General features: G+C 70.5%; 18 protein-coding genes. 8 read left to right on the top strand and 10 right to left on the bottom strand.

Features of this window, described 5'->3' with window-relative positions:
- Positions 1-22: 22 nt before the first annotated feature.
- Positions 23-1,003 (top strand): hypothetical protein, encoded by a 981-nt coding sequence (locus ACZ6C1_RS18830; RefSeq protein ID WP_469242213.1) that lies wholly within the window; start codon positions 23-25, stop codon positions 1,001-1,003.
- A 163-nt stretch (positions 1,004-1,166) separates the two neighbouring features.
- Here ACZ6C1_RS18830 and ACZ6C1_RS18825 read toward each other — a convergent pair whose 3' ends face one another.
- The 5 genes from ACZ6C1_RS18825 to ACZ6C1_RS18805 are packed head-to-tail and all read right to left on the bottom strand — an operon-like array spanning position 1,167 to position 5,430.
- Positions 1,167-2,606: a cytochrome P450 gene (locus ACZ6C1_RS18825; RefSeq protein WP_469242212.1), complete on the bottom strand. Its 1,440-nt coding sequence runs from the start codon at positions 2,604-2,606 to the stop codon at positions 1,167-1,169.
- Positions 2,603-3,226 (bottom strand): GTP-binding protein, encoded by a 624-nt coding sequence (locus tag ACZ6C1_RS18820; protein WP_469242211.1) that lies wholly within the window; start codon positions 3,224-3,226, stop codon positions 2,603-2,605. The genes ACZ6C1_RS18825 and ACZ6C1_RS18820 overlap by 4 nt, the downstream gene beginning before the upstream one ends.
- Positions 3,207-3,521 (bottom strand): DUF742 domain-containing protein, encoded by a 315-nt coding sequence (locus ACZ6C1_RS18815; protein WP_469242210.1) that lies wholly within the window; start codon positions 3,519-3,521, stop codon positions 3,207-3,209. The genes ACZ6C1_RS18820 and ACZ6C1_RS18815 overlap by 20 nt, the downstream gene beginning before the upstream one ends.
- Before the next feature lie 38 nt (positions 3,522-3,559).
- Complete coding sequence (locus tag ACZ6C1_RS18810; protein WP_469242320.1) at positions 3,560-3,949, bottom strand: roadblock/LC7 domain-containing protein; 390 nt, start codon at positions 3,947-3,949, stop codon at positions 3,560-3,562.
- Positions 3,950-3,969: 20 nt separating this feature from the next.
- Positions 3,970-5,430 (bottom strand): sensor histidine kinase, encoded by a 1,461-nt coding sequence (locus tag ACZ6C1_RS18805; RefSeq protein WP_469242209.1) that lies wholly within the window; start codon positions 5,428-5,430, stop codon positions 3,970-3,972.
- Positions 5,431-6,209: 779 nt separating this feature from the next.
- Here ACZ6C1_RS18805 and ACZ6C1_RS18800 point away from each other — a divergent pair.
- Positions 6,210-6,737 (top strand): DUF6817 domain-containing protein, encoded by a 528-nt coding sequence (locus ACZ6C1_RS18800; protein WP_469242319.1) that lies wholly within the window; start codon positions 6,210-6,212, stop codon positions 6,735-6,737.
- Positions 6,738-6,818: 81 nt separating this feature from the next.
- Here the strand turns inward: ACZ6C1_RS18800 and ACZ6C1_RS18795 are convergent, their stop codons facing one another.
- The gene (locus ACZ6C1_RS18795; protein WP_469242208.1) at positions 6,819-8,891 is read right to left on the bottom strand and encodes a SpoIIE family protein phosphatase; all 2,073 of its coding nucleotides are present in this window, start codon (positions 8,889-8,891) and stop codon (positions 6,819-6,821) included.
- Between the two features lie 255 nt (positions 8,892-9,146).
- Between ACZ6C1_RS18795 and ACZ6C1_RS18790 the strand changes: the two genes are divergently transcribed.
- Entirely contained in the window at positions 9,147-10,304 is a 1,158-nt protein-coding gene (locus ACZ6C1_RS18790) for a PP2C family protein-serine/threonine phosphatase (protein ID WP_469242207.1), read from the top strand.
- A 110-nt stretch (positions 10,305-10,414) separates the two neighbouring features.
- Here the strand turns inward: ACZ6C1_RS18790 and ACZ6C1_RS18785 are convergent, their stop codons facing one another.
- Together ACZ6C1_RS18785 and ACZ6C1_RS18780 are read right to left on the bottom strand one after the other, a co-directional pair.
- Positions 10,415-10,897 (bottom strand): hypothetical protein, encoded by a 483-nt coding sequence (locus ACZ6C1_RS18785; RefSeq protein WP_469242206.1) that lies wholly within the window; start codon positions 10,895-10,897, stop codon positions 10,415-10,417.
- Positions 10,894-12,759 (bottom strand): glycoside hydrolase family 15 protein, encoded by a 1,866-nt coding sequence (locus ACZ6C1_RS18780; RefSeq protein WP_469242205.1) that lies wholly within the window; start codon positions 12,757-12,759, stop codon positions 10,894-10,896. The genes ACZ6C1_RS18785 and ACZ6C1_RS18780 overlap by 4 nt, the downstream gene beginning before the upstream one ends.
- Before the next feature lie 545 nt (positions 12,760-13,304).
- On the opposite strand from ACZ6C1_RS18780, the gene ACZ6C1_RS18775 reads away from it, so the two are divergent.
- Positions 13,305-14,201: an alpha/beta hydrolase gene (locus ACZ6C1_RS18775; protein WP_469242204.1), complete on the top strand. Its 897-nt coding sequence runs from the start codon at positions 13,305-13,307 to the stop codon at positions 14,199-14,201.
- Between the two features lie 73 nt (positions 14,202-14,274).
- Entirely contained in the window at positions 14,275-15,540 is a 1,266-nt protein-coding gene (locus ACZ6C1_RS18770; protein ID WP_469242203.1) for a serine hydrolase domain-containing protein, read from the top strand.
- An 81-nt stretch (positions 15,541-15,621) separates the two neighbouring features.
- Here the strand turns inward: ACZ6C1_RS18770 and ACZ6C1_RS18765 are convergent, their stop codons facing one another.
- Positions 15,622-16,599 carry an SDR family oxidoreductase gene (locus ACZ6C1_RS18765; RefSeq protein WP_469242202.1) on the bottom strand — a complete coding sequence of 326 codons (978 nt, stop codon included), beginning with the start codon at positions 16,597-16,599 and terminating at the stop codon, positions 15,622-15,624.
- Between the two features lie 444 nt (positions 16,600-17,043).
- On the opposite strand from ACZ6C1_RS18765, the gene ACZ6C1_RS18760 reads away from it, so the two are divergent.
- Entirely contained in the window at positions 17,044-19,125 is a 2,082-nt protein-coding gene (locus ACZ6C1_RS18760) for a PP2C family protein-serine/threonine phosphatase (RefSeq protein ID WP_469242201.1), read from the top strand.
- Positions 19,126-19,274: 149 nt separating this feature from the next.
- Positions 19,275-19,850 carry a phosphatase PAP2 family protein gene (locus ACZ6C1_RS18755; protein ID WP_469242200.1) on the top strand — a complete coding sequence of 192 codons (576 nt, stop codon included), beginning with the start codon at positions 19,275-19,277 and terminating at the stop codon, positions 19,848-19,850.
- Between the two features lie 404 nt (positions 19,851-20,254).
- On the opposite strand, the gene ACZ6C1_RS18750 is transcribed toward ACZ6C1_RS18755, so the two are convergent.
- Positions 20,255-20,485 (bottom strand): hypothetical protein, encoded by a 231-nt coding sequence (locus ACZ6C1_RS18750; RefSeq protein ID WP_469242199.1) that lies wholly within the window; start codon positions 20,483-20,485, stop codon positions 20,255-20,257.
- Between the two features lie 160 nt (positions 20,486-20,645).
- On the opposite strand from ACZ6C1_RS18750, the gene ACZ6C1_RS18745 reads away from it, so the two are divergent.
- Positions 20,646-20,969 (top strand): LysM peptidoglycan-binding domain-containing protein, encoded by a 324-nt coding sequence (locus tag ACZ6C1_RS18745; protein ID WP_469242198.1) that lies wholly within the window; start codon positions 20,646-20,648, stop codon positions 20,967-20,969.
- The last annotated feature ends 50 nt before the right edge of the window (positions 20,970-21,019 follow it).

Below are 21,019 nucleotides of genomic sequence, written 5' to 3'. Positions count from 1 at the left end.
ACCAGAGGAAGTTCCGCAGATCATGCGGAGAACAGCGGAGTTGATGGAGAGCTATTCCGCCCCCGAGCACCATCGTGAGGACTGGACGCTCTTCACCAAAGTGACCCTGGAATGGACGATGCACTGGCTCGCCGGTGCCGACGAGACCGACTGCGTCCGTTACATCGTCTACGGAGCGTCTCACGACCGGCCCTGGCTCCTGGAAGAGCAGGGCAAGGCGAGCGTTCTGGACTGCACGGTCTTCGGGGAGACCATCGGTGAAACGATCGGCCGTCTGGCCAAGGGCGACCGTGAAGCGGAACGGCTGCTGGCCCAGGGCCTGGAGAAGGAGCTCGCCACCACCCACACCAAGGTGGATTTCGCCGGACAGCTCGACCGCGCCGTCCTCACCGACCCGGCCGCGTACTCCGCGTACATACGGTTCCGCACCGATGACTCCTTCATCCGGGCCACCCTGCACGCGCTGCTGTGTGCCAATGGCATCCCCAGCAGCTCCTGGGACCGGGCCTACATCGACAAGGTGGTGGAGGCGTGCATCCTCTTCCACGACCTCTACGGCTTCCAGCGCCACACCTACGAGCGGGAGTGCGCCAACATCTTCCTGATCGCCGGGCTCACCGGCTCCGACGCGCACCTCGTGGACCAGGTGCATCTCAAGGCGCTCTCACTGCAGTACGACGCGGCTCGCGACGCGGTCGTGCCGCCCCTGATGAAGGCGGTGTGCCTGCAGTACATCACCGGCTACCCCAGCAGCCACATGCACATGTCCCGCTACGGCATGCGCCAGCTCCTCAGCCAGGCCGTAGCGGGCAGCGTCACACGCACATACGCGAGCACCGGTAGCACCGTCAGTTACAGCTCATATCCGGGTAACGGAACCACCGCACGCCTGAAGCCGGTGAGTTCCCAGGCCTCGCGCTCCGCGCCGGCCCGAGGCGCCATGCTCATCGAGGGCGCCGACTTCCTCCTGAGCCCGCGGCCTCCTCGCCGGCAAACCGGTTAGCCGGCGAAGCCCCGGGCGGGGTGGCCGGAGGGGCCACCCGGTCGCAGCCGTCGCGCGGCGCGCCGTCACCGCGCAGCGGCTTCGGCTGTGAGAGGGCTGCCGGCCCACGCCGTCCGGCAGCCCTCTCGGCCGTGATGCCCGCCCTGAGGCGGCCTGAGGCGGCCTACCGTCCCCGCAGGAACCGCCTCACCCTCGTCCGCCAGGAAACGCGGGGTTCGGGTCGGTGGATCAACTCGGGCAGCGGCTGTGGCGATTCCATCGGCAGACCGCTGCTCGGCGAGGGCGGAGCCGGCAGCGGTGCCGGCAGATCACGGGCTTCCGGGGCACGGGAGGCGAACTTCACCGGCAGTGCGGTCAGGTGCCGCGACCAGGTGGAGGACCGCCAGGAGAGCTCGCTCTCCGGAACGGCCAGCGTGATGTCGGGCAGCCGGGTCAGCAGGATGTCGATGCCGGTGTCGGCGATGACACGGCTGATGTCCTGACCGGGGCACTCATGGGCGCCGGCGCTGAAGGCCAGGTGCGCGCGGTTGTGGTGCACGCGGGTCGAGGGATCGGGGCGGACCGCCTGGTCGACGTTCCCGGCGGCCAGGCCCAGCAGGAGCATGTCCCCCGCCTTGATCTTCTGTCCTCCCAGGGTGGTGTCACCGGTGGCCCAGCGGCTTGGGCACACCATCAGCGGTGGCTCGTCCCAGAGCACCTGTTCCACGGCTTCGGGCAGTGTCATCTGTCCGCCGGCCAGCGACCCCCGGAACCGGGGATCGGTGACGACCATCCGCAGGACGTTGGACATCAGGTTCGCCGTGGTCTCGAAGCCCGCGAGCAGGACGAGGCGCAGGTGATGCTGTACCTCCTCGTCCGTAAGGTTGGCGGGGTGGGCCATCAGTACGGATGCGACGTCCTTCCCCGGCAGGGCGCGCTTGGCGACGACGAGCTGCTCGAGCGTCTCCAGCACATAGGCGTTGCTGGCGATCGACGTCTCGGTTCCCTTGAACAGGTCGCGTGCGGCATGCACCAGCTTGGGGCCGTACTCGTCCGGCATTCCGACCAGGTGGGTGAGAACGAGCATGGGCAGGTGCTCGGTGAACTGCCCGACCAGCTCCGCCTTTCCCTTCTCACAGAATTCGTCGACCAGCTGGTGCGCGAAGCGCGTGATGTGGCGGCGGATACCGCGTTGGTCGAACTGGCTGAGGCTGGCTGTGACCGCGCCCCGCAGACGCTGGTGCTCCTCGCCGTCCGCCGAGACGCAGTCGGGACGCCACCCGATCATCGGCATCAGCGGCGAGGTGGCCGGGTCGATCTCGCCGCTCTTCCAGCCGTGCCAGATGCGGGAGTCACGGGAGAACTGCGTGGAGCGGCTGGCCACATCGCGGTTCTCGAGGTAACCCAGGACGAGCCAGGCACGTACGCCCCCCTCGAGCAGGACGGGCGCCACCGGGCCGTGGGTGGCACGCAACTTCTCGTACAGGCCCATGGGGTCCGTCTCGGCGACGGGGCCGTAGAGCCGGGTCACCCCGTCGGCTCCCGTGGCGTCGTGGGCCGGGCAGCCCGGGGGCGGGATCAGCCCCGGTTCTGTGGTGGTGTGGTCGGCCGGTGGGACGGTCATACGGACTCCTGAGCGGCGGCGAGGGTGCACAGGTAGCCCATCAACGAGAGCAGGGTGTCGCGACAGGAGGACCGGTCGCGTGCGTCACAGGTGATGATGGGCACCGATTCGTTGAGGGCCAGAGCAGTGCGCAAATCCCCTATCGGGTGCTTCGGGGCCTCGGGGAAGGTGTTGACGGCCACGACGAAGGGGACGCGGCGGTCTTCCAGACGGGTGATGATCTCGAAACAGACTTCGATCCGCCGTGTGTCGACGAGGACCACGGCACCGAGCGCCCCTTCGAAGATGCCGTTCCACAGGAACCAGAAGCGCTCCTGTCCCGGCGTGCCGAAGAGGTAGAGGATCAGCTCCTCGTTGATGCTGATGCGGCCGAAGTCCATGGCGACGGTCGTGGTGTTCTTGCCCTCCGCACCGGGATTGTGATCGATCCCGACACCGGCCTGGGTCATGGTCTCTTCGGTCGTCAGGGGCGGGATCTCGCTCACCGCCCCGACCATGGTCGTCTTGCCGACCCCGAAGCCGCCGACAATGACGACCTTGACTCCCTTGGCGCTGTGCGGCAGGAGCACGTCCGTGCTGCGGGGGCCGGAGACGCGTGCGTCAGAGCTTACGTAGTCCATGGATCACCGCCTCCAATAGGCCGAGTTCGGGTACCGCCGCCACAGGAACCGGAGCAATGGCCTCAACCCGCTCGCTGTCGACGAGCTTGGAGAGCAGCATCGTGACGACGCTGAACGGCAGACTGAGGTACGCGGAGATCTCGGCCACCGACAGCGGGTACTGGCACATGGTGATGATCGCCGCCTGCTCGGGCTGCATGCCGGGTTCGGGCGTGGACCTCGACGCGATGAGGGTGACGAGGTTGAAGGTCTTGGCTATGGGACCCGGGCCACCGGAAATGACATAGAGCGGCACGGGACTGCCTTCGTCCCACGCGTGCTGGTTCTCTGACGTCACATCGCCTGCCCGACGTCCTCACGAGGCGGGCTGGTCATGTGCTGGCCGATCCGGACCACCAGCGTACGCATGCGGTCGCCCAGCAACCCCGCGTCCACCTCCTCGTCGGCCAGAACCGCGAGATAGGCGCCGGGCCCGGCCGCCATCAGGGAGAAGTATCCGCCGTCGACCTCGATCCCGACCATGCGCGTCGAGCCGTCCCCGTGCGGGAACTTCTGCGCGATGGCCCTCGCCAGACTCTGGATACCCGAGCAGGCAGCGGCGATCGCGTCAGCGGTGTCCGTCTCCGTGTTCGCTTGACCGATGCACAGGCCGTCCGACGACAACACGATCACGTTTCGTACGTACGGGACGCCGGCTGTGAGCTCCTTGAGCATCCAGTCCATGTTGGGCAGTGGCGGCACGGTTACTCACCTTCATCTGATGGCTCGCTGTTGTGGACGGAAGGGTCGGTGCTCGGTCTCTTCTCGCCGCTGAACGCCTCCCACATCAGTCCCGGTTGCCGGGGTACGCCGGTTGTTTCCGGGGAGGAGGCCGGAGCAGTGGGGGGACGGGGGGGTGGGGGGGTACGGACGACCGGTGTCGGGACGGGCGACTCGCGTCGCCGCTGCGGGAGTCCGTTGGCGGTCCGTTTGGTCTCGCCGGAACCTGCTGCGGTGTCGCGCGGCATCATCGGCCTCGACACGGTCGGTGCGCCGGTGTGCTTCGGCGCGAACGGTTGGGACTTCGGGGAGGGCTGCTGGACCGTGGTGATCAAGTGCCTCGGAACGAGCACGACGGCCCGTACGCCTCCGTACGCCGAGGTGCGCAGGTCGACGTCGAGGCCGTGCTCACGGGCCAGCCGGCTGACGACGGGCAGGCCGAGCTGTGTGGCCTCGCCCAGGTCCGACAGGTCGAGGCCGGACGACGCCTGCGCCATGACGCGGTCGATGCGCTCCCTGACCTCTTCGGTGAGCCCGACTCCACGGTCCTCGATCTCGATCGCGATGCCGGAGGGCACCTCGATCGCGGTCACCTCGACGGGGGTGTGCGGCGGCGAAAAGGTCGTGGCGTTGTCCAGCAGCTCGGCGAGCAGGTGGATCAGCGGCTCGGCTCCCTGGCCGATCACCGCCACCTCTGTCACCGACTGCAGCTTCACGCGTGGATAGTCCACGATGCGTGACATGGCTCCCCGCACGACGTCGTACAGCGGGATCGCCTTCGACCACTGCCGTCCGGGACGGGCGTCGCCCAGTACGGCGATGCTGGCCGCGAGGCGCCCGATCAGGGCGTTGCGGTGGTCGATGTCCTGCAGGCCGTGGGAGACCACGAGATCCGTGCCGTGGAGGATCTGCATGTCGCGCAGGTCCTTGGCGAGTTGATGCACGATCGCCTGGACCCGGCGCGCGATCGCCACCAGGGCACGCTGGGAGGAGTCCCGGGTGTGCTCCTCCGCCTCCACGGCTTCCAGGAGCGTCCGCAGGGCCGCCCGGAGCGCCTCGGCGAACTCGCGGTCGAGGTGTTCCCCGAACTTGACGGACTGCAGGATCTCGGAAGCGGGGTCACCCTTCTGCATACGGGCGACGGCCGCGGGAAGGAGCTCTTCGGCGAGCCAGACGGTCGTCGCCCTCTGGTCGGACAAGCGGGCGAGCAGCGCGGCTTCGCGTTGCGCGTGGTAGTGCTGTACGTCGGCGGCCGCCCGGGCGTGGTGGGCCGTTTCCGCCGAACGCACCCGGCGTGTGGTCTCAGCCGACGTGATGGCCGTCAGGACGACCGCGACGAGGCCGCACCAGGCAACAGGCAGGCGTATCTGCGCGGGAACATTGACCAGCGCTATGCCGCAGGCCCCGGCGAGGACGCCGGGGGCGATGAGCCATGCTGAAAGCACTGCACGTGGCAGGGCTCTGGGGGTTGAACCTGCACGAACCATCAAGGGTCCCTAAACAGTCTGAAGTCAGTGGACTTGGGCTGATGCGGTACGCCGACGAATCGCGTCGCGACTTCGCCCGGCCGAGCACAAGGTTCCGATAGGTGCCCCCGATGGGTCGGTTCGAGATCGCATCGGGGGTCATGCCTCCCGGCGGCCAGGCTCGTCCGCACACAACACGGCGTTCGGTGACTCTCCGTGTGTGCACCGCAACATGCGAGGGGAGCATAGTCAGTTCGGGTTCGCCATGTGACCATGCCGGAACGGAGACCTCCGTTGGCCGATCTAGGCCCTCATTTGATCGCCAACCGCGATTACCCGCGCTGCGAATGCGCGAAATCGACCACATCGGCGACCAGCCGATCACGCCGCCCAACGGCCACCTGCCCACAACCGCACCACCCACCACTCGGTGCCCCTCGGGGGATGCGAGCCGTCCGTTGCACTGCCTCCGCCTCTGGCACCGGCCCGGCCGGCGAACCCATTACCTGCGAGTAGAGTCGCCAAGTGCCCTGCGGGACCTGGCCACTTGTGGAAGCATTTGCACGTCCCCGACCGGGCGAACGAATCGACCCGAACCGCACAGGCCGGAGACGCTCCGGACCATGGGCGGTCGGCACAACCTGTTCAAGGTCCGGTATCGCCCCAGGACGAGCACGGGCGAAGGCGCGGCCGGGTGCCGGGCCGAAGCGACGGAAGGACACCCCTTGTCCGGTCCTCCTACCGCTGCCGACCGGGCCATGGCGCTCCTGCGCGAGCTCGGTGCTGTGGACATCACCCATCCGGGCGGCACTCTCGCCGCCCATCTCCAGCGCGTCCAGGGGCAACTCGCCGCATGGGGTGCCCGTCCCGCGCTCCAGGTCGCGGGCCTGTGTCACGCCTTCTACGGCACGGACGGCTTCCCCACCTCCTTGCTGTCTCCGAACAGCCGTGCCGGACTCGCAGAGGTGATCGGCGCCGAGGCCGAAGCCATCGTGTACCTCTACGCCTCGTGCGACCGGAAGGCCACCTATCCGACGCTCGGGGATGCCGGCGGGGCCTTCCGGGACCGGTTCACCGGCCGTCTCCACACTCCCGAGCCGCAACTTCGACGGGACTTCGCCGAGTTGTCCGCCGCCAACGAACTCGACCTCGCCCGCATCGACCCTGCCTTCCGGGAGAGGTGGGGGACCGAACTCCTCACCCTGTTCACTCGCGTCCGCCCGCTGCTGAGCCGGCCGGCCTGGTCGGACTGCCACACGGTGCTCGCCGCGGACCGGCGGGGCTGAGCGGTGGTCGTCCTGGCCTGAACCCCCGGCCCCATGCCTCCGGAGAGCGGATCCACCCGCCCTCGCCGCGCCCGCGGCGCCCTAACCGGGGTGACGGAGGCGGTGTACGCGGGCGAGGACGAGCACCGTGTCGTCGTCGGGCGGGCCGGGCAGCAGGCCGGCCAGCATGCGGTCCGCCGCCGATTCCAAGTCGTGGCAGTCGCCGCGGAGTTGGGCGCGCACCGCCTCCAGTCCCTCTTCGATGTCCCGGCCGCGGGCCTCGATGAGGCCGTCGGTGTACAGGGCGACGACGGCGCCCTCGGGGAGCACGGCCTCGGTCGTCGCGAACGGCTGACTGCCCACACCGAGGGGGACGCCCAGCACGTCGTCGATCGTCTCGACCCTGCCCTCCGGGGTCCGTACCAGGGGTGGGGGGTGCCCTGCGCTGGCGATGCGGGCGCGGCCGGTGGCGGGGTCGTACTGGAGGTAGAGGCAGGTCGCCAGCTCGATTCCGGCCTCCTGGGCGCAGGCGTCCAGCTCGGCGAGCAGGTCGCCCGGTTCCTGGTTGTGCCGGGCGAGCGCCTTGGCCGTGATGCGCAGCCGCCCCATGGACGCGGCGGCCGGCACACCGTGACCCATGACATCGCCGACCACCAGGGCGATCCGGCCGCCTGACAGGCTGATGACGTCGTACCAGTCGCCGCCGACCTCGGTGATGCTGCTGCCGGGCACGTACCGGTGGGCGACCTCCGCGTACGGGCTGGTCGCCAGGGCGCTGGGCAGCAACGCACGCTGGAGGGTGAGCGCGATGTCCTGGACCCGGCTGTAGAGGCGGGCGTTGTCCAGGCACAGCGCGGCACGCGAGGCGAGCTCACCGGCCAGGCCGTGGTCCTGGTCGGTGAAGGCGGGACGAGCCGTCGACCGGCCGAACATGGCGAGGCCCTGGACCGTGCCCCGGGCGATGAGCGGGGCGATGAGGATGCAGGTCAGGCCGCTGTCCCTCAGCAGTTGTGCGCGGTCCTGGTGGATGACGGTCCGGGTCACGAACTCGTCGTCCACCGGGACGGAGACGACGCCGCCCGTCTCCAGCATTCGGTGGATCGCGGAACCGGGCGGGTAGGTCACGTGCTCCAGTCCGCTCACGAGTTCGGTGGCGGGTGGCGCCAGGGTGGTGCCGGAGGCGATCCGGCGGGTGATCAGTGGGCGGTCGGGGTCGAACACCTCGTGCTCGTCCATCCACTCCACGACCTCGACGACGGAGGCGTCGGCGAAGTCGGGTACCGCGGCGTCGACCAGTTCGCGGGCGGTGACGTTCACATCCAGGGTGGTGCCGATGGCGGCGGCGGCCCGGTTCAGGAGGGCCAGCCGCTGACGGCCGGCGGTGGCCTCCATGATCGCCTGCTCCCGGTCGGTCACGTCCACCAGCAGGCCGCCCAGGCCGGTTCGGCTGCCGACGGCCCCGCTGAGGGGGAAGAAGCTCACCGACCGCACCTGGTCGCGGTCCGGACGGCCCGGCGTGCGCACCCCCACCAGCGCGCCGACGACGGGGCGGCCCTCCCGCTCGACCTCCCGCAGCATCCGCAGGTACGCGCCGTCGTCGGACGTGACCATGATGTCGTCCATCCGCCGGCCGAGGTGCTCCTCGATGGAGAGTCCGTCCATGTCGGCGAGCGCCTGGTTGAGGTGGACGTAGCGCAGTTCCTCATCGAGCATGACCAGGCCGATGGGGCAGGTCTCGAAGAGGGAGTCGAGGAAGGCCAGGTTGGTCTTCACCCGGTCGAGCTGGTCGCTCCGGCTGGCCAGGGCCATGACCACGGTCGCCCCTCCGACGCCGGTCACCGGAAACACCCGGAAGCCGCAGTCGAAGTCCGTGCCGTCCCGGTGGCGGGCCCGCAGCCGGCCGCGCCAGTACCCGAGGGTGCGGCCCCGCTCCCCCAGCGACATCGGGGCGTCGGCCGCGTCGGGGTCCGGACCGGTGAGGAGAAGGCCGGCCGGCCGGGCCAGCGCCCCTGCCGGGTCGTGCCCGAAGAGCTCTTGCGCGCCGGGCCCCCAGTAGCAGATGCGGTTGTCCTCGCCGATACCGAAGACCGCCACACGTACGTGTTCCAGCAGCGTCCCGGGCTCGGACCGGAGTGAACCGGGAGCCTGCTCACGCTCAGCCCCGTCTGACGCCACCACCGGCCCCTTCCACACCTGGCACGGCGGTCCGAGTCCGCGCGGGCGGCACGGCCGGCACGTGATTCGGGCCCTTTGACTCCATTGTGCGGACATGGGCCCGCGTCGTCCCTCCGAACGGGCCGGCGGGGCCACGATGCCCCTCGCGCCCCCCACTGCCCGGTCGGTCGGCCGGAGGCGACCGGGGAGGGCGACTCCCGAGTGCTGCGGCAAGGAGAAGTGGAGCTTCAGCCTCCGGGCAGGCAGGCTGGATCCATGCGGTCAGTATTTCCCTCGCCCCTTCGACCAGGAGCGGGTGGGCAGGACCCGATCTTCTTCTCCCTGCTCCAGGGGCTGCCGTTCATGATCGCATGTGCCGTCCTGGTGATCGAGCTCACGCCGGCCCACTTCATCTACACCGGCCCTCTCCTCACCGCGACGCCGGCGCTGGCAGCGGTGACCATGGGACCCAAGGGCACACTCTCGGCGGCGGCCCTGGCTCTGGCCGTCAGCGTGATCACCGCCACCTACAACCAGGCGTGGGCCACCCTTCAGGTCTATACCAACTTCCTGGCTCTTGGCCTGGTGTCCGTCGCCGGCTTCATCACCAGCAGCGCCGTGCAGACGCGCAGGCGCGACGAGCTCGAGCAGGTCCGCAGGATCGCCCTGGCCGCCCAGGACGTCGTGCTGCGGCCCGTACCGGCACGCCTGGGCCCCGTACGAGCGGCCAGCCTCTGCCTCGCGGCCGGGACGGAGGCGCAGATCGGCGGTGATCTTTACGAGGCGGTGCAGACCCGCTACGGGGTCCGGATGATCGTCGGCGATGTCCGCGGCAAAGGACTCAAAGCCATGCGTGCGGTCGGCGTCGCGCTGGGCGCGTTCCGGGAGATCGCACACTACGAGCCCGACCTGACGGAGGTGATGAACCACTGCTCGGCCGCGCTACGACGCGAGGCCACCATCCTGGGCGACCAGGAAGTCGTGCTGGAGGGTTTCACCACCGCCCTCATGGCTCAAGTGCCCGATGAACCCGTGGTGCAGGTGGTCAACCGCGGCCATCCCCCTCCGCTGCTCCTGCGCCAGGGCAGGGTGCGGCCCCTGCTGCCCGCCTCGCCGCTCCCGCCGCTCGGTCTGGAGGACCTCGTCACCGGCGCTCCCGCCACATCCGAGAGCTATCCGTTCGCGTCCGGCGACCGTCTGCTGCTGTACACCGACGGGGTGATCGAGGCACGGAATCACGACAACGACTTCTTCCCCCTTCCGGAGGTCATGGAGGGCATCCGCGCCGGCACGACCCCGCCGGAGTTCCTGGAAGAACTGCATCAGGCACTGACACGCCACACCGCGGGCCCCCTGGCCGACGATGTGGCGATGATCCTGGTCGACCGGCTCGACGAGGAGACCGTGTCCCACCACGATCACCCCCGCGCTTGACGGAAGGCACGTGGGCCGCCGCCCCGGCCTCGGAGCCCGTGCGCCGTCCGGCCACGTACCGAGGTGGAGGAAGGGGTACGCCGAGGGTGCCGTGCCGGCCGGCCCGACTGTCAGGTTCCGAGCGTGGTGAAACCTCCGACGATGGCTCCGTAGCCGATGTGTGCGAGGACGGTGACCACGGGCGTGCTCGCTCCGTAGTTGAGCATGAGGAAGCCCGGTGGTTCCAGGAGGGCGGCATCGGGGGCGCTGGTGTGCGTGCTGCCCATCCGGGGATGGATGAGCGGCAGGAGCACGTTGACCAGCGCGGTGCCGGCGAACAGGCCGTGGAGGAGACCGAAGAGGGCGCCCAGCCACCAGCCGGCCTGGTCGATCGCGAGGAACACGGCGTAGTAGACGAACGCAAAGACCTCGCCGTTGAGGAAGTGCATCAGGTAGCCGACCGCCTTCGCGCGCGTACGGTTGGCGGTCACCGCCGTGCCGAGCAGGAACGGCAGGTCCATGCGCGTCAGGCGCATCTCGCCTGCGGCGCGCAACGCGGTGGTCAGCACCAGCGTGCCGACGAACGCCCCGGCGGCCGTTCCCCAGGCGCTCACCCGCCGGCCTCCTTGCCTGCGGTGTCGACAGCGGCGTTGACGGCGCAGGCGGCGCTGATCAGCGCCAGGTGAGTCAGTCCCTGGGGCAGGTTCCCGAGGAAGTCACCGGTGGCCGGGTCGATCTCCTCGCTGTACAGGCCCACGTCGTTGGCCAGACGCACCAGGTCGTCCATCAACGCGGTCGCCTCGGCGAGCCGTCCGGTGCGCGCCAGGGATTCGGCGAACCAGAAGGAGCAGGCGAGGAAGGCGCCCTCGGGCCCGCTGAGCCCGTCTTCGCCGGAGTACCGGTCGACGAACGGCCCGTGCCGCAGCTCGCGTCCCACGGCCGCGATCGTGGCCCGCATCCGCCGAGCGTCGCCCTTGTAGCCGTAGAGGTGGCCGAGCAGGACAGCGGCGTCCAGGTCCCCGGCGCCGGCGGAGCGCACGTAACAGTTGCGGCGTGGCGAGACGCACCGGGTCTCGATGAACGTGGCGATCTCTTCGCGGGCGGACCGCCAGCGAGCCAGGTGCCGGTCCGGGATCGAGCGGCGTTCGGCGAGGTCCGCCGCACGGTCCAGCGCCACCCAGCACATCATCTTCGACTGGGTGAAGTGGCGGGGCGCGCTGCGGACCTCCCATATGCCCGAGTCGGGCTCCCGCCACGTGGCGACGACGAGGTCGGCGAGTTCTGCCAGGCGGCGGGCGACGTCCACGTCCAGCGGTCCGGTGGCCCGTGCGTACAGCCAGGCTGTCTGCATCAGCTCGCCGTAGGTGTCGAGCTGGGTCTGGTCGGCGGCCGCGTTGCCGATACGGACCGGCGACGAGCCTCGGTAGCCCTCCCACGGGAGGGTGCCTTCCCTGGTGCGGGCGCCGCCGTCCAGCCGGTAGAGCACCTGCAGGCGCGGGTGGGTGCGCTGGGAGGCGTGCATCAGCCACCAGAAGTAGGCATGGGCTTCCGCGGGACAGCCGAGCTGGAGGAAGGCGGCGAGGGTGAAGGCGGAGTCGCGGACCCAGGAGAAGCGGTAGTCCCAGTTGCGCTCGCCGCCGACGTGTTCCGGCAGTGACGTCGTCGCCGCTGCCGCGACCGCGCCCGACGGGGCGAAGACCAGCATCTTCAAGGTCAGCAGGCTGCGCATCACCGCCTGGTGCCACCTGCCGGACGGGGTCCGGTCACCCGCCCAGCGCCGCCAGGCCGCGCACGTGTGCTCCAGGCGCGCGTCGCATTCGGCACGGGCCGGCAGGACGAGTGGTTCCTGATGCGCGTAGGGCATCGCGATCACGGCGCTCCGGCCGGGTACGGCGAGGAAGTCGCCGCTGATGGAATCCCGCTCGCAGCGGGGTTCGCCGGCCTCCCAGGCGCATATGGCGAGCGCGTCGGCACCGGCTGTCGCCATCGGGACCCCGGCGCGCTGGACCACGTCCGTGTTCGCGAGGCCGTAGCGGAACCGGGGCTGCACGCTCCACCGCATCGGCACGGCACCGGAGACACCGTCGGTACGCCGTTGCAGCTCGCGCAGCGGGGCGAGCGCGGCCTCGTCCCGCAGGGTCAGCACGTCGGTGACCCGCACAGTGCCTCGCGTGGTGATGAACGTGGTCTCCAGCACGTTCGTGTCGGGCAGATAGCGGCGTTCAGTCCGGTAGGGCACGGCCGGTTCCAGGCGGAACCGGCCGCCGCGGCCGGCGTCGAGCACGGCACCGAAGACCGTGGGCGAGTCCAGGTCGGGCAGGCCGAGCCAGTCCACCGATCCGTCGCGGGCGACCAGCGCCGCGCACCGGCCGTCGCCGATCACCGCGTAGTCGCGCAGGGGGACGTAGCCACCGGTCGGCGGGAGCGTGCCCGGCCGACGGCGATCGGTTCCGGCGGAACCATGCACGGTTCCCATGGCTTCACCATCTCACCGGGCGTGCTCCACCGCTCTTGCTGCGGGCAGGCAGAGCGGGCTCGGGGGTCAGCGGCGCTTGGCGTGGGGGCTGCCCGGGACGACGCCCGCGGGAGGCTGTGCGGACCACGTGGTGCGACGCCGGCCGCACCCCGTCGGCCGGGACGAGGCGGCCGCCGCCCTCGGGCCGGCCGGACGCCGCGCCTGCCCCAAGCCGTGGAGGAAGCCGAGCGACCGGTGAACCGGTACGGACCGCGCTGCACCACAAGACCGTGGAACTCGGCACGCGAGTGGGCGAGCAGAACGAGACGAACGTGTTCGACCTGCTGGAGCGACACGGTGGGCTCGCTGTCTCCGGGTACGCGGCACACGGGGATCGGGCCGGCGCACGATCCGCCTCGGCCATGCGGTGAAGGCGCCGCCCATGGTGATCCACCGCTCGGAGGAGTGCGTGGGAGTGGGGGCGCGCCGATCGGCGCGTGATCGGGACGGGATGCGCGACGGATGGCGGGTGACCCCCTCGGGGGGTGGCCGTGAGGATGGCCGTCATGGATCCCGAACTCGAAGCATTCATCCCGCTGTTCCCCTCGACCGACCTGACCGACCCGGTCACAGCACGCAAGGAACTCGCCGAACTGGCCGCCGCGGTCCCGGCACCGGACACCTCAGGGATGGTGGTCGAGGACCGCACGGTGCACGCCGGTCCGGACGTACCGGTGCGGATCTACCGCCCGCATCAGGCGCGGGGAGCCCTCGTCTGGCTGCACGGCGGCGGATTCGTCATGGGGGACCTGAACACCGAGCACCCCTGGGCCACCCGGCTCGCGGAGGGCTCCGGCGCGGTGGTGATCTCGGTGGGCTACCGCCTGGCCCCCGAACACCGGTTCCCGGCCGCCCTGGACGACGCGTACGCCGTACTGACCTGGGTCGCCGAGCACGCGGCCGAACTCGGCGTCGATCCCGGGCGGATCGCGGTCGGAGGCCACAGCGCCGGGGGCGGGATCGCGGCCGCCGTGGCGTTGCGGGCGCGGGACGAGCAGGGGCCGGCGATCCGGTTCCAACTGCTCAACCAGCCGGGACTCGACGACCGGCAGGAGACGTGGTCCGCCCGGAACTTCACCGACACCCCCTGGTTCAACCGCGGCAAGGTCACGGCATCGTGGCGGCACTACCTGGGTGCGCGGACCGCCACACCGTACGCCGCCCCCGCACGGGCCGCCGATCTGTCCGGCCTGCCACCGGCCCACATCGCCACGGCGGAGTTCTGTCCCAACCGCGACGAGGACATCGACTACGCGCTGCGCCTGCTACGGGCGGGCGTACCGGTCGAACTGCACCAGTGGCCCGGCACGTTCCACGGCTCACAGGCGATCCTGTCCGCCGAGGTCTCGCAGCGGCAGAACGCCGAACTCGGCGCAGCCCTGCGCCGCGCTCTGGCCGAGTGAGCCGGGAGGCCGACGAGCACGGGGCGGGACCCCGTCGCATCTCATGGGGAACAAGGCATGAAAGGACGACGTTGTGAAGACCCGAATGGTGTTGTGCGCCGGCCTGGCCGCGCTGAGCGTGTGCGCGGGAACGGTGGCGGCAAGTCCCGTTCCCAACGCGACAGGGGCCGCCCCGACGGTGGGCACGGGTTCATCGGCCCCCTTCGCTCCCGAGGAGCTGAGCTCCGCCCTCGACGGTGTCCACCGCGCGGGAATCCCTGGGGTGTACGCCGAGGTGCGCGACTCCGGCCGGACATGGCGCGGCGCCTCCGGAGTCGCCGATGTCGGCACCGGCCGTCCCGTGCGGCCCGACATGCGGCACCGCGTCGGCAGCGTCACCAAGACCTTCACCGCCGCGGCGATCATGCAGCAGGTGGAGCGCGGCCGGATCCGGCTCGACGCGCCGATCGGCGGCTACCTGCCGCGGCTGGTACCCGGCGAGCGCGGCAAGAGGATCACCGTACGGATGCTGCTGAACCACACCAGCGGCATCCCCGATTACATCCCCTACGCGTTCCCCTCCCTCCAGGAGTCCCCTCCCCGGGCGGAGAGCCTGGACAGCAACCGGTTCAGGCAGTTCAGCCCGGACCGGTTGATCGCGGTGGGACTCGCGGCGCCTCCCACCGGTGAACCTGGGAGCCCGACAGGGGTGTACTCCAACACCAATTACCTGATCCTCGGCCGGCTCCTGGAACAGGTGACCGGCACCACGGCCGAGCAGTACATCACCCGGAACGTCATTGAGCGGGCCGGCCTCCGGCACACCGGGTTCCCGGCCGGGCCGCGCGTCGAGGGACCGCACTCGCGGATGTACGAGGCGCTGCACGGCTTGATCGACCCGCCACGTGACTACAGCGTCTACAACATGTCCTGGGTGTGGATGACAGCCGATCTGGTATCGACCATGGAGGACCTCAACCGCTTCTTCGGCAAGCTGCTCGACGGCAGGATCGTCAACCACGCGTCGCTCGCGCAGATGCGGCGCACGGTGCCGGTCCGCGCCCTGGACGGAACGACGATCGAGTACGGCCTCGGTCTGCACAAGGTCAGCCGCCCGGGCTGCGGCACCTTCTGGGGCCACGACGGCACGACCTGGGGAGCCGGGACGATGTCCCTGACCCGGGCCGACGGCAAGCGCCGGATGTCCGTCGCGTTCAACCTCATCAGGTGGAACGAGCTGGACCCGTCGGGGAAGCCGCAGCCCCATCCCATCGACGACGCGCTGGACACGCTGTACCAGCAGGCGATGTGCGGTGACGCCCACGCCCGGGCCGGGGGTTCCTCTCAGGTCGTCTTGTAGTGGCCGGAGTGCCGCGCGGCGTGGTCAGCCCTGGCCGCGCCCGGTGAGCATCCGGCGGCCCCGGGTGGCGGGCTCGTGAGCTCAATGCGTCCGGGCCCGTCGCGCGACACCCGCCGCCGCACAGGCCAGCAAGGTGGCGGCGGTCAGCCGGCGCATCGCGGTGCGGCGGCGTCCGCCCCACCCACCATGGGCGGCGCCGGTCCCGGGCGCCGGCACGTGCAGGTTGCCATGACCGGCGGGGGCGGACTCCTCTCGGGACAGATGGGTCTTGTCCACCTGGCGGGCCATCATCCGCTCCACCATGCCGGGCATGATCCTGGACTCCAGCACCATGGAACGGCCCATGGGCCCGACCACGACTTCACGGCGGGGCACGCGCACCAGGTCCACGATGGTCCGTGCCACGCGCTCGGGGCTGTAGACCGGGGGCATCGCCAGCGGCTTGCGTCCCGTGTAGTTCGCGGCGTGCTCGAACAGCGGTGTGTCGATCGTGGCCGGCAGCACCGTGCACACGTGGACGCCCTTCGCCTTGTCCAGCATCAACTCCTGGCGCAGGCTGGCGCTCAGCGCCCGTGTGGCGTACTTGGACATGCCGTAGGCGTGGGTGTACGGCTGGCTGACGACGCCCACGATGGAGGACACGTTGATCAGCGTTCCGCTGCCCTGCTCGCGCATGACCCGCAGGGCGGCGCGGGCGCCGTGCACGTACCCCATGACGTTGACGTCCAGGACCTTGCGGAAGTCTTCCAGCGGGGTCTCCTCGAAGGGGCCGAAGACGGTGACGGCCGCGCAGTTGACCCAGACGTCGATACGGCCGAAGCGTTGCACCGCGCGCCGGGCGAGAGCGTCGACAGCCCCCGGGTCCGTGACGTCGGTCGGTACGACGAGTGCCTCCGCGCCGCGGTGGCGTTCGCATTCCTCCCTGACCGTCTCCAGTGCTTCCGCGCGCCGCGCCGCCAGGACCACGGGGCACCCCTTGCGGGCGAAGGAGATGGCGGTCGCCCGGCCGATGCCGCTGGAAGCGCCGGTGATCACGACCACGGAATCACGCACTCGCATGGAGAACCCTTTCTTCGTGCCAGGTCGGACGACTCACTCAATCACCGGATCGTTCGTTCCACCGCTCGGCGGGTGCCTTTCGGGTGTTCGGTGACGTCACCTGCGCCCGCACGAACGCGGACCGCCCCTCCCCGCGCCCCGGCGGCGACCGGCTTGCGCGGCGCCGTGTGCTCGGCTCGGCGCCTCCTCCTCCGCGCGGCGCTCCAGCCAGTGCGGCTCCCGGTATGGCTCCGCCTCGACGCCACGCGCATGCCGATCACCCCTTCCGACGGCGCCGAGACGGAAGCGTTGCCGGTCCACTTACCGCGCGCCGTCGTGGACCACGGGTGTGTCCGGTTGCCGGCGAGTGACGGCTCGTAGCCGCGTCACTGACCTTCGGCTCGGCATACTGTCGGATATGTGAGAGATGACAGCCATGGTGGGCCGGGAGGCGAGGCGTCGTCCTTGGATGACGTGCTCAGCGCCACGGTGCGTCGTACGGGGGCTTTCGCGGGAGGCTTGTACCTGTTGTCCCCGGCCGAGCCGGTGCTCGGTCTGGCGGCGGTGTGCGGGGTGCCGACGATGGCGGCGGCGCCGTGGTGGCGGGTGGCGGTCTCGGCCGCCGGCCCGCTGTCGGAGGCGGTACGCGAGGACCGTCTGGTGTGGGTGGGGCGGCAGGAGGACATGGCCCGCCTGTATCCCAACGCCGCGGCCGGTATCCCCTACCAGTGCGCGCTGGCCTTCGCTCCCCTGCACGGCGCCCGCAGGTGGGGGGCGCTCACGCTGGTGTGGTCCGCAAGCCACCCGCCGTCCCTGACCCGCCGCGAGCGCGGCCACATCCTCTCCAGCGCCCGTCGCCTCGCCCAGGCACTGGACCAGTCGCCCACCCACTGGACCGTTCCGGACACGCCTCGCGCCGTGCCCCTGCGCCGGCCGGGCCCCGACCCGGAACAGAGCGAGCTCGCCGCCGCGGACCTGGTCCAGCGGCTGCCCGTCGGTGCCCTCAGTCTCGACCTGGAGGGCCGCATCACCTACCTCAACGACGCCGCCGCACGGCTGCTCCACGGCAGCGCCGACCGCCTCCTGGGCACCCTGCCGTGGCAGGCCGCACCCTGGCTCGACGACCCGGTCCACGAGGACCACTACCGCACCGCGGTCTTCAGCCGGGAACCCGTCGCCTACACAGCGCCGCTCCCGCCCGAGCAGTGGGTCGACATCCGGCTGTACCCGAACGACAGCGGCATCAGCGTCCTGATCTCCCCCGCTCGCCACCACAACCCCCAAGAGGCGCCGCCGCCCCGCATCACCGCGCCCCTGGACGCGCCCAAGGGCGCCGGCACGGGGCGGATCCACCAGCTGATCCACCTGGCGGCCGCCCTGAGCCAGACCGTCACCGTGGCCGATGTGATCGGTGTCGTGGCCGACCAGATCCTGCCCGCCTTCGGCGCCCAGGGCATGGTGATCTCGGCCGCCGACGCCGGCCGTCTGAGGATCATCGGTCACCGGGGCTACGACCCCCGCAACATCGCCCGCCTGGACGGCCTGCCCCTGGACACCGACCTCACCCCCGCGGGTCACGTCCTCCGGAGCGGCGTCCCCGCCTTCTTCACCGAGCCGGATGAGATCGCCCGCGCCTATCCGCGGGCGCCCGTGGTCAGCACCAAGCAGGCGTGGGCGTTCCTGCCCCTGGTCGTCGGGGACCGCCGGGTCGGCTGCTGCATCCTGTCGTACGACCGGCCGCACCCCTTCAGCGCCAGCGACCGCGCCGTACTCGTCTCACTGGGCGGGCTGATCGCCCAGGCCATGGACCGCGCGCTGCTGTACGACGCCAAACACGACCTCGCCCACGGCCTCCAGCAGGCACTCCTGCCGGTGACACTGCCCCACGTCCCCGGCCTCACCGTCGCCGCCCGCTACCTGCCGGCCGCCCACGGCATGGACATCGGCGGCGACTTCTACGACCTGATCCGCCTCGGTGACACCACCGCTGCCGCCGTCATCGGAGACGTACAGGGTCACAGCATCTCCGCCGCAGCCCTCATGGGCCAGGTTCGCACCGCCGTCCACGCCTCCGCCGGCACGGCACCCGGGGAAGTCCTCGCCCGCACCAATCGCGTCCTGCTGGACCTGGAGACCGACCTCTTCGTTTCCTGCCTCTACGTCCACATCGACCTCGCCGCTCGTCGCCTCCACCTCGCCAGCGCGGGACACCCTCCCCCGCTCCTGCGCAGCCCCGCGCCCGCCGCGGAAACCCACGTCCTCGAGGTGGAGCCCGGCCCCCTGCTCGGCATCGGCCTGGGCATCGACCCCGTCTATCCGGTCACCACCACACCGCTGCCCGCGGGATCGCTCCTCACCCTCTACACCGACGGCCTCGTCGAACTCCCGGACGTCGACATCGCGCAGTCCATCGCCGACCTCGCGGACCAGCTCACCCGCAGCGGTGACCAACCGCTCGACCACCTGGCCGACAGTCTCGTCCACCACGCCTTCCCCAACGGCGCCTACACCGACGACATCGCCCTGCTCCTGCTGCGCAGCGGCTGAACGTCCGCCGACCACGCCGAGCCGCGGGGCCGCCGCCGCTCGAGCGACGTGGAGGCCCCGCCCGGGCACGCCAACGCTCGCCGGGAGGTCGGCCGCCGGGCGTCCCCGCATGGCGGTGTGCCCGCGAAACGAGCGGGAACCAGTCGACCATGGCCGACGTGAACCAGTTGCGAAAAGCGGACCGGCGCCTCACCCGCCGTGCAGCCGCCTGGACCTCACCCTTGGCGCGCCGGCTCCTGCCACGAGTGCGCTCCGCGGCCGAGCACACGAAGCTGTGGTGGGGTGCCGCGGCGATCATGGCCGCCGTCGGCGGCGTTCGCGGCCGGACAGCCGCGGCAGCGGGGCTCGTCGGCATGGGCGCGGCGGAGTTGGTCTCCAACGCGATCTGCAAGCAGCTCTACGAACGCCGCCGTCCGCCCGAGGACCTCGTCCCCCACAGCGGGGTGCGCGACCGGCCGGACAGCTCCTCCTTCCCTTCCGGGCACACCGCGGCCGCCGTCGGTTTCACCGTTGCCGCGACAGGTGCCTGGCCGGCGGCGGCAGCCGCCTCCGCCGTCCCGGCCGCGGTCGTGGCCGTGGAGCGGGTGCATTCGGGCGCGCACTATCCCAGCGACGTCGCCGCCGGTGCTGCCATCGGCCTGGCGATGGGCCTGCTGGTACGCCGGTCACCCCGCCTCCTGCTGAGCCACGCCATGAGGAAGGCCCACATCGGCCGAGTTGGATGAAGGGGTTGCCGCTGACTCGGACCGAGCATGGGCTCGGTGCCCTTCGGAAGCCGGATTCACGGAACCAGCATTCGCGGAAGCCGGATTCACCGGTTCGGCTCGACCACGGCGCGCGAGCCGCGTCCTGCCGCGCTCACCCGGTCGGGACGCGATCCGCTACGAACTTTCCGCCCGGCCGCGGGCTCGGCAGGTTCCGGGTGGTGGCGCCGGAAGCCCCGCACGACCTCCTCGGCTACACGGTGTGAGCGTGCCCGGCGACCCCGACGGCCGGGTGAACAACATCGAGTTGACCGTACGCGCCCGTAAACCGCGGGAGGCGGAGGAGACGTACGCGAAGATGTTCGCCGCGACCGGTCCCTGCCCGCGCGGATGCCGGTCTTCCGGGACGACTCGGGGATCATTTCCTACTCCGCCGCCGGCGAACCACCGCTGCGTTGTGTGACGTCCTGCCCCGACTCCGTCGTGGTCAGTGTGACGGTGCGGAACGTGTCCGAGCGGCTCAGCGCCTCGGCGACGGCCACCTGCCGGATCACCGGCCCCGACATCAGGGTGATGCCGCGGAACGCCGCGACGGACGAGGAAGGCCGAGGGGTCGTGCACTGGCGGACGTCGGACGACATCGTGTACGGGGACATCACCGCGCCGTCCCCTTCGGCGGAACTGGGGCGTTGCCCGCGATGGGGGCGCCGTCGAAACCGAACTCGGCCGGGACGACCACTCGTTGCCCTCCTGCTCGACGCGCATTCTGCCCATTTTCGCATTATTATATGGAATATGACTACAGAAGAGACGAACGTGACAATGTACACGATCAAGTCTGGTGACACACTCACCTCGATCGCCGCCCGGTTCGGGACGACGGTCGAACAACTGGTGAAGTGGAACGGGATACCCAACCCCGACTTCATCGTCGCCGGCCACCGACTGATCGTCGCCAAGGCGGACTCGCCCCAGGAGACCTTCTACACGGTCAAATCGGGTGACACCCTCACCTCGATCGCCGCGCGCTTCGGCACGACGGTCGAAAAGCTCGTCAAGTGGAACAGGATTCCCAACCCCGACTTCATCAAGGTCGGCCAGCGGCTGGTAGTGGCCCGGTCCGAGCTCATGTCGGCGTGAATCGAGTGAATCAGGAAGGCGGCACCATTGCGGCACACCCGGAGGCCGCG

It is taken from the genome of Streptomyces sp. NPDC041796, assembly GCF_055590785.1.
Note: the sequence above shows the minus strand (reverse complement) of the source record. Positions and strands in the feature narration are given on the sequence as shown.